General features: G+C 58.6%; 7 protein-coding genes and 1 pseudogene. All 8 read left to right on the plus strand.

Features of this window, described 5'->3' with window-relative positions; genetic code table 11:
* The coding region (locus RMO15_RS12885) for an SMP-30/gluconolactonase/LRE family protein (protein WP_309713078.1) at positions 1 to 841 on the plus strand (841 nt) is incomplete at its 5' end.
* Positions 838 to 2523, plus strand: a complete 1686-nt coding sequence (locus RMO15_RS12890) for a carbohydrate binding domain-containing protein (protein WP_309713081.1) — start codon at positions 838 to 840, stop codon at positions 2521 to 2523. The genes RMO15_RS12885 and RMO15_RS12890, both read left to right, overlap by 4 nt.
* Positions 2524 to 2668: 145 nt before the next feature.
* Positions 2669 to 3046, plus strand: a complete 378-nt coding sequence (locus RMO15_RS12895) for a hypothetical protein (RefSeq protein ID WP_309713084.1) — start codon at positions 2669 to 2671, stop codon at positions 3044 to 3046.
* Positions 3047 to 3137: 91 nt separating this feature from the next.
* Complete coding sequence (locus RMO15_RS12900; RefSeq protein WP_309713087.1) at positions 3138 to 4964, plus strand: hypothetical protein; 1827 nt, start codon at positions 3138 to 3140, stop codon at positions 4962 to 4964.
* Between the two features lie 115 nt (positions 4965 to 5079).
* Positions 5080 to 5721 (plus strand): SUMF1/EgtB/PvdO family nonheme iron enzyme, encoded by a 642-nt coding sequence (locus RMO15_RS12905; protein WP_309713089.1) that lies wholly within the window; start codon positions 5080 to 5082, stop codon positions 5719 to 5721.
* Positions 5722 to 5996: 275 nt separating this feature from the next.
* The gene (locus RMO15_RS12910) at positions 5997 to 6653 is read left to right on the plus strand and encodes a hypothetical protein (RefSeq protein ID WP_309713091.1); all 657 of its coding nucleotides are present in this window, start codon (positions 5997 to 5999) and stop codon (positions 6651 to 6653) included.
* A gap of 92 nt (positions 6654 to 6745) precedes the next feature.
* Complete coding sequence (locus tag RMO15_RS12915; protein ID WP_309713096.1) at positions 6746 to 7435, plus strand: ATP-binding cassette domain-containing protein; 690 nt, start codon at positions 6746 to 6748, stop codon at positions 7433 to 7435.
* Positions 7432 to 7656, plus strand: a pseudogene (locus tag RMO15_RS12920) (hypothetical protein); the annotation flags it as partial. The gene RMO15_RS12915 and the pseudogene RMO15_RS12920, both read left to right, overlap by 4 nt.

Genomic DNA, 7656 nt, shown 5'->3' on the forward strand with positions numbered 1-7656 from the left:
AATCGCCGAGAACTTTGCCTTCCCAGAAGGCCCTGCCTACGACGGCAAGGGCGGCGTGATTGTCTCCAACTGCCAGGGCAACACGATCAATAAGGTCAACAAAGACGGCAACGCGGTACTCTTTACCGCCGACCCGAAGAAGTTCACCTTTGGCAAGACCAACGGCCTGGCCTACGGCGACGACAACGCGCTCTATGCCTGCGACTTTGGCCGCAAAGCCATTATGCGCATCTTCAGCGACGGGCGCACCGAGCTCTACGCCGACAAGTGCGATGAGCAGGGCTTCAAAGGCCCTAATGACCTGGCCTTCGATCCCGAGGGCAGCCTCTATCTCACCGACCCCGTAGGCTCGGATGCAGCCAATCCGATCGGCTGTGTCTATCGCGTCGAGAAAGGCTCTCGTCGTGTCACAAAAGTGGCAAGTGGGCTAGCGTTTCCGAACGGCATTGCGCTCTCTGCCGATGCCAAGACGATCTATATCGCGGAGTCAAAGACATTTCGGATTCTAAAAGCGGCGATAAAGCCTGACGGCTCGCTGGAGCTGCCGCAGGTCTTCTGTCAGCTACCGGATAAGCACAGCCCCGATGGGATCGGCTTTGACCAAGCGGGTAATCTCTACGTCGCCACCTACGGCCAGAGCTGCGTCACCGTGATCGCCCCGGATGGCAAAATTGCACGTACCATCTCAGTTCCAGGTAGCAATGTCACCAATATCGAGTTTGGCGGCAAGGACTATAAGACCCTCTACATCACCGAGGGCAAGACGGGTGCACTCTACACGACAGAAGTCGCCATCGGGGGCCTCCCGCTCTTTCGTGCACCACAGAATGAGGTTAAATGAAAAAGCTCATCATTACCGGCCACGACTCGCCCACCACGGCGCAGTTTCGGCGCGATCTCGCAAAGATGCAAAATGTGCCTGCCAGTGGCACGACGATCTGGGTGAAAGCCCAGGGGGAGCTGCCCGACAAACTCAACGGGACGCCGTTTCGGACGGGGTTCTCGCGCATTGTCTGGAAGCGCTCCTGGTTCGACCATGCCATTGCCGATCTGCAAGCCGTACGCGGTGTGAAAACGCCGCTCACCGATAATTTTCTGCGCTTCGATGCCAACCCCGGCGACGTGGACTGGTTCGACGATGCCGGCTGGGCAGCCACGGTCGAGCACTTCGGGATCGCGGCATGGATCGCCAAGCAGGGTGGCTTAAAAGGCATTGTCTTCGATGCTGAGCCCTACACCAAGCCCTTTGTTCCGTTTGACTACAAAGCCCAGCCCGAGGCAGCGAGGCACTCGTTTGTCGAGTATCTTGCCAAAGCCCGTCAGCGAGGCCGAGAGAGCATGCGAGCGATGAAAGCTGAGTTTCCTGACCTCACGATTCTGACATTTTTTCTGGCCTCGTACTTCGTGGAGTCCAATCTCTACCACGGCCCGAGCATTCCGCGTCCGGGAATTGAGCAGAACCGAGCGCTGTTCTTGCACAGCTATGGTCTCTATCTCGCGTTTCTAGATGGCTGGCTCGATGAGGTCGCGCCCCAGATGCGCCTAATTGATGGCAATGAGCACGCTTATTTCTACACGAAACTGGAGGCGTTTTTCGCTATTGCCCAGCGCATCAAAACCGAGGGAGCGCTACTTGCCGCACCGGAGAACCGGCAAAAATACAAGAAGCATGTCACGGTTAGTTCGGGGATCTACCTGGATGCTCACCAGCGCGGCTTGACGAAGCCCGAGTACGAGCAGCCCGTTGTTGGTGCCGAGGTTCTTCAGCGAAACACGGCAACTGCACTCAGATCCGCCGACGACTACGTCTGGCTCTGGGGTGAGCGAGGCCGCTGGTGGCCTGAGCCAGGCGAGCTTAGCGAGTGGAAAAACAAAGAAGTCCAGCCAAGCTGGGAAGCACAGATCCCGGGTATAACTCACGCTCTTACACAAGCCCAAAAACAAACCGTCCGTCTGCCGCTGGGCGGGAAGCCAAAGCGAGTCGTGGTGCAAGCCGTTCCGAAAGCCTCGGGTCCGAATCTCTTGCGCAACGGGGATTTTTCACAAGGCCCACCACCGGGCAAAGAAGCGCTTCCTGGGGCATCAAGCGACTGGGGCGATGCAGGAGCACCGGCGGGCTGGAACTACTGGCAGGAAGAGTCCTCCAAGGGGCGGTTTCGCTGGGATGAGGGAAAGAAGGCCGCCAAAGCCAGCGGCGTGCGCAGTGGCTGCTTTTTGCAAACCCTAACGGTCAAGCCTGGCGAGCGCTACGTGGTGCGAGCACGCTGCCAGGCTTCCGGAACAGGGCTAGGATCGCTGAGCGTGCAGTTTAAAACACCGGGCGAGGCAAAGTGGCTCCCCATCACTACCCGCCTGAGTTGCATCCAGCCCTCGGAGAAACGTGGCGACAAAGAGACCTTCGCACTGCAGCTCACGGTGCCAGAGGGGGCAGGTGTACTGGTCGTTCTGCTCAATGTTCATGGTCAGCCCACAGAAAACGACACGCTCTGGTGGGAGAGCGCCGAGGTGATTGCCCTGCGGTAAAATAGCCTATGCCTTTTACTGGACTTGGTACAGTGGCACGCTACATGTGCACCGTGATCCCAACGATGGCAAATATCGGAGTGTGAGAGTGTATCAAGAAAACGAGACCATCGTGCCACTAGCCACACCCTCGATGGAGTAGGTTATGATACGAGCGAACCAAGACAATTACCTTCCCTATGATCTTGATGAGTTGCTTGATTTCATCAACAAAGCAACTTACTGGAATCTGTCTGTGGTAAACGATAAGGCAGAGGTCTGGGGTTGTGGTAAACACGATGGCTGGAAATCAAATCCATCAGCGAACGGAATATGGGAGATTTTCGTTGGGCATGGGCTTTTGGCAGAATGTGACTCATATGAAGAGCTAATAGGATTTATCAAGGGGGTATTTCACGCAGCGTTTCAGACTGAGAGTAAGGCGAGTATTATGAGTTTTCTGAATGGGCAGAAGGCCAACACCATCGATTATGTCAACGAACGACAGCGTGCTTGGTTTGAGTGGCTGTTTGCTGATGAGTGAGTTTTGTGTTTAAGTAGGGATGTATCGAGCGGAGCGATAGGGCGACTTTCTCGCCCCATAGCCGGATGATTTTCGTCCCTGGAATAGAATTATGAGCAACTATCACGACATCGAAGAGGGGGCCGTGGAGTTTACGGAGTGTCCCGAGCTGGGGCCGCCGGTGCTTCACACGGATCTGCCTAAGCCAACCGTGAACCCGTGGGCGGTGACGCGGCGGGATTTTCTGCTGCGGGGCGCGACGGCGGGGCTGACGCTGGGGGCGGCTGATTTTCTGGGGTACTTACTCAAACACGGCGACCCGAATCAAGGCGCGGCGCTGGCGGCGAGTCTGGAGGCAAAAGCCGCGGAGGGAGCTGATCCTCACTACCTGATCTACTGGTTTGTGGAGGGCGGCTGGGAGAGCTACGACATGTTCTCGCCGCTGGAGACCCAGAACAATATCTTCCCCAATACCCGCCTGCCGTTTGAGAAAATAAGCGCCGAGCGCTACCGGGTGCTGAACTTTAACAAGCCCGGCTACCGGGTGGACGGCACCTGGAACGGAAAGATCAACTACGGCTATCTCGCCGAGCCGGGCAAGAGCTTATTTCCGGAGATGGCCGTGTTGTCGTCTATGCACACCGGTCAGTTCCACTCGGGCGAGCGCCTCAAAGCCCACATGGGTAGCTACGATCTTCGTCTGCAGGCAGATCGTGACCCCGATGAGCGGAGCGTGATGCAGGCGTTTTCTGAGGTCTACGGGCAGAGCTACGCGCTTCCTAATCTCTCGTGGCACTGGTGGCTCAGCGATGGCGAGCTCAATGAGGTGCAGTACACGGGGCGCAAGGGCTACTACCATGCCCTCGGCCCCGCCCATGCCCACACGATCTACGGCGGAACACCCGCCAATCTTCGTGACTTTCTCCTGCGAATGCAAGGCAGTGCCAGCGACGTGGTCAACCGGCAGATCGAGAAATTTCTTGACAATGCCCATGCGGGACTGCGTAAAGACACTGAGATGGAGACCATTAAGAGCTACAACTCGGCGCGACAGATCTATGCGGGGCTGTCGAGCAAGGGCAAGAAACTGGATCGCGGAGCCCTCTCGCGGCTCTTTACCGACCCGACGCTGAAAGAGAAGTTCAAAGTCCAGCCGGTGGACGAGCTGATTACGTATCGATCGGTAAATGGTAACAAGGCCCGCACGAAGTTCTGCCCCGCCACCAATGTGCAGGCCATGATGACCTACGAGCTGATACGGGAGAACCTGTCGTGCGCTTACTTTATCGAGACGCGCGATATTCGCCACTTCGACTCGCACCACAGCCGCAAGAACCTCTGGACAGGTGATGGTGTCACGCCCAAGGGCCAGCCGGATCAGACAACGGGGCTCAAAGAGGAGCTGTGGGAGCCGCTACTTACTTTGGTTGAGCTACTGAAAAACACGCCGCACAAGACCACCGGAAAGCCAATCTGGGACTACACGACAATTGTGCTGACCAGCGAGTTTGGGCGCTCCATTCATGGCGATGTGGACGATATTATCAAGTCCAACCTGCCGATGTCGGAGAAGAAGCAGAAAATTGACGGCCAGGATATCTCCGAGCACTGGTTCGTAACAAGCGCGGCGTTTCTGGGGCCAAAGGTCAAGGGGGGGACGCAGTGGGGGCGCGTGGGAACCAAGACCATGCAAGCGATCCCGCTCCAGACCGACGGCTCCCTCCACCCCGATTTCCACCCGGTCACCGGCGAAGGGCCCGTTGGCTGGAACGACAAGTCCAGCGCTCGCTACGACGCCGCCAAAGAAAAACTCTACCGCGACGCGATCCCTAACCACGGCGATGTCTATGCCACGGCGCTCTATCTCTGCGACATTCCCAAGCGCAGCCAGACCGGGCGCAACGACCGAAACCCGCTGACATATATTAAGAAGGCGTAGCCGGAACCCATCCCGTAACGCTTTGAACCCATCCCCCCGGCCCCCTTCCCTCTACGAAGGAAGGGGGAGAGGGAAGGGGAGGGTAGGGGGAGATTTTGCAATGGAGGAAGAGGTCATGAAGAGTCAAAGTCACGCTCCCCTTACTCTGGCTGAGTACAAAGCGGAGCTGGTGACTATCTCGGGCTTGGGCTCCCCGTTTCGCATGGGGCGCACTCCGGTGACGGTGGGAATGTGGCAGGAGTATGCGAAGGCGAAGCTCGGGGGCGCAATGCCTGAGCTACCGGAGTATCCCGTCTGGAAGGACGGGTGGGAGGCGGTGCGCGATCATCCGATAGTCAATGTGTCATGGGACGAGTGCACAGCCTACGCCGACTGGGCGGGGCTGACGCTTCCGAGTGAGGCGAAGTGGGAGTTTGCGGCACGGGGTGAGCTGGTGGGCAAGCTCTATCCGTGGGGCGACGCGGCACCTGAGGATCAGCTGTGGTGGACACCGACGAGCGGGGATAAGGGCACGGCTCCGGTAAAGCGCCCGAATAACGTGTTCGTGAACGGCTATGGCCTGGTGGATATGGCGGGCAACGTGTGGGAGTGGTGCGAGGGCTGGTACGATAGCGAGAAGACGTGCCGACCCCTTCGCGGCGGCTCCTGGCTCGACTACAACGCGGGCTTCTTCCGCTGCGCCAACCGAGGCGGGGACACGCCCGACGACGGGATCATCAACTTCGGTTTCCGTCTGTCTTCCCCAGGACTGCGCTGAGTTTTTAGTTATAAGAGCGCGAAGTGCTTCGCTTTTTATTTTATAACATGATTATACCACCTAATAGAGAAAATAGTGGGATAATTAGAAGAGATGAAAAGTATATTTTTGAGCGGGGAGTGTTTGCATTAAGGTGGGGTAGGCACGCGCTGTGAGGGGGAGTCTGTAGGGTGTGGCGGTGCTAAGACAAGGTGACGTGGGGAAAGAATAGGTTCGGGTGGGGAGAAGCTGTGGTAGAATGGGGATGACTTGCAGTACAAGGGGGAGTAATCATTATGCCGATAGCCAATGATATTAAAGAATATCTCGCGCAGATGGACACGTTTATTGCGCACTGGACAGCGGTGGATGCCGCACTGGGAGCCGTGCCGCTGACCCTGCCCGACGGGGTGGGCCTTGCCGGGTTTATGGGGGCGAAGGCGACGCTCACAGCGGCCTATCTATCTGTGGAGGAAGGCGATAACCGGGCGCAGACCTCGGCGGCGGACTGCCTGAGGCTCAAGAGCGAGCTGCTGCCCCGGTTGGCGCAGTTCAAGGCCACCGTGGGGGGGCTGCTTCCGGGCTCACGCTACGCCGGGGCGGTGGCCAAGACGCCCTCGGTGCGGGTGTCGCAGGGGGTGTTTGTCAAGGCGGTGCAGGATACCCTCACGCTCTGGGCACAGATCGAGGCCGATAGCGCCGTGACCCTTGCCAAGCCCCTCACACTGGCAGACGGGACAACAAAGGCCAGCCTGGAGGCGGGATTTCTTGCCCTCCAGAGTGCCTACGCCTCCCATGCCACCGGCAAAGCGGCGGTGGCGCAGGCCCGCAGCGAGCGCAATACGCAGCTTAAAGTGCTCGATGCCCAGATGAAGCAGTATCGCAAGACGGCTCAAGCACGCCTCCCCAAAGGCCACCCGCTGCTCGCCAACCTCCCCAGCATCTCAAGATAGTCCCCCCCTTCCTTGCCCTGAGGGAAGGGGGCCGGGGGGATGGGTTCAAAGCGCAAGGGGATAGGTTTGGGGCGTCGGATATAATACGCGTCGTGATTGAGCTAAAAAGTGTTGGGGTCACGTATCCGACCGGAAACGTGACAGCACTGACCGATATCTCACTGGCACTCCCTGCCGGGGACTTTGCCTTCTTGGTGGGGCCGACCGGAGCCGGGAAGTCTACGCTCCTCAAGCTGCTCTACGCCGATGTGCGAGCAACGTCTGGGAGTATCTCCGTGGCGGGCCGCGACATTACCAAGATCATCCCCCGTGAGGTTCCCGCGCTCCGGCGGCAGATGGGGATCGTTCTCCAAGACTACGGCTTACTTCCCCAGCGCACGGTCTGGGAGAACGTGATGTTCGCCTGTGAGGTGCTTGGGCTGCCACGGCCCGAGGCACGTCAGAGGGTGCGGGAGCGCCTGGAGCAGGTCGGAATGTTGCCTCGGTGCGATGCTTTTCCTGCCCAGCTCTCCGGCGGCGAGCAGCAGCGTGTTGCGATTGCGCGGGCACTGGTGGGAAAGCCCGCCTTGCTTATCGCCGACGAGCCCACGGGCAACCTCGATCCCGAGACCAGCGAGGGGATTATGGACGCGTTGCTTGCCGTGAGTGGTGAGGGCACGACCGTGCTGGTGGCGACCCATGACAAAAACGCTGTGGATCGTCTGCGCCGCCGCGTGATCGCGATCGAGCGCGGCACCCTTGCTCGTGACGAAGCCGAAGGGGCTTATGGGTACGCCTCGTGACACGTGCATTTCCGTTTCTCTTTCGTGAGGCACTGATCAACCTGCGGCGCCATGGCCTGATGACTGTTGCGGCTATCACGACCATTGGAGTGGCGCTTACTCTGGTCGGATCGTTTTATCTCACGTTCTCCCAGCTCCGCACCATGAGTCGGCGCACGGTAGATGCGTTCGAGATGCGTGTTTTTTGTCGGCCTGAGATCACCGCTGAGCGCCTGAAAGAG

Source organism: Armatimonas sp. (assembly GCF_031410135.1).
Classification (GTDB): domain Bacteria; phylum Armatimonadota; class Armatimonadia; order Armatimonadales; family Armatimonadaceae; genus Armatimonas.